The sequence below is a fragment of the Catenulispora sp. GAS73 genome, from assembly GCF_041262085.1.
In the GTDB taxonomy this organism is placed as follows: domain Bacteria; phylum Actinomycetota; class Actinomycetes; order Streptomycetales; family Catenulisporaceae; genus Catenulispora.
Map to the genome: position 1 here is coordinate 1 of NZ_JBGCCM010000099.1, position 1,351 is coordinate 1,351.

A 1,351-nucleotide genomic window follows, 5' to 3' on the forward strand; every position below is an offset into this window, starting at 1 on the left:
CGTCGTCGCCTGACAGTGATGATGGTCGGCAGTGATGGTGCGGGGTGGGCCTGACCCACCGCCTGACCGACGCTCCCCGGGGTTGTCCTGGTTCCGATTTGTCGGCCTGTCCCGCGCCATCGCCAGGCATGCGGCCGGACGGGTGGGATGTGACCTCATAGGAGCTTGGTTCAGAAGCCCCGCCACTGTCTTGTCCACCCGCCCGACCGGTGCGTGCCGCCCTCGGCTGGTATCCGAACAGGACGGACAGGACCATCATGACGCAGCAAGTGATCGGTGGTGTCGACACCCACGGGTTGACGCATCATGCCGCGGTGATCGACGCGGTGCTCGGGCGGCAGCTCGGCGATAGGGAGTTCCCGGCCACGGCGGCCGGATACCGGGCCCTGGCCGCCTGGCTGGCCGGGTTCGGCGAGGTGGCGGCAGTCGGGATGGAAGGCACCGGCGCCTACGGGGCCGGCCTGGCCCGGCATCTGGCCGAGGTCGGGTTGGCGGTGGTGGAGGTGGACAGGCCCGATCGCAAGGTGCGGCGGGTGAAGGGTAAGACCGATCCGATTGATGCCTACGCTGCTGCGGCGGCGGTGGCCTCGGGCCGTGCAACCGGTTCGCCGAAGTCCCGGACCGGGGCGGTGGAGGCGATCCGGATGCTGCGGGTGGCCCGCTCCTCGGCGGTTAAGGCTCGCACCCAGGCGATGAATCAGATCCGGATGGTGCTGGTCACCGCACCGGCGCCGCTGCGCGAACAGGTCGCCGGGCTGCCCAAGGCCGCGCTGATCCGTACTTTGGTGCGGCTGCGCCCGGCGGCGGACCTGCAGATGCCGTTGAACGCGGCCAAGTTCTCCCTGCGCGCGCTGGCCCGCCGCTACCAGCTGCTGGACGTAGAGATCGACGAGCTCGACGCCCAGATAGCCCCTCTGGTCGCCGCCGCCGCCCCGGTGCTGCTCGACCTGTTCGGGGTCGGGCCAGAGGTCGCCGGGCAGCTGCTGATCACCGCCGGAGACAACCCCGAGCGGATGCGCTCGGAAGCGGCGTTCGCACGCCTGGCCGGTGCCGCACCGCTTCCGGCCTCCTCCGGCCGCACCCAGCGGCACCGGCTCAGTCGAGGCGGTGATCGACAGGCCAACCACGCCCTGCACCGTATCGCCCTGGTCCGCATGCGCTACCACGAACCCACCCGCGCCTACGTGACCCGCAGAACCAGCGAAGGCCTGTCCAAAATGGAGATCCTGCGATGCCTCAAGCGCTTCATCGCCCGTGAAGTATTCCGAGCCCTCATGGCGCACTCACCAGCCCCAACGCCCTACCGCGAACCAGCCACCACCACCGCTTGACATCAATAGGAGCATCGGAA

1 protein-coding gene is annotated in these 1,351 nt (G+C 69.5%); it reads left to right on the top strand.

Going from position 1 to position 1,351, the window contains the following annotated elements; all coding sequences use genetic code 11:
- Window positions 1-257 precede the first annotated feature (257 nt).
- Window positions 258-1,331: an IS110 family transposase gene (locus ABH935_RS50850; RefSeq protein WP_370385239.1), complete on the top strand. Its 1,074-nt coding sequence runs from the start codon at window positions 258-260 to the stop codon at window positions 1,329-1,331.
- Window positions 1,332-1,351: the final 20 nt, after the last annotated feature.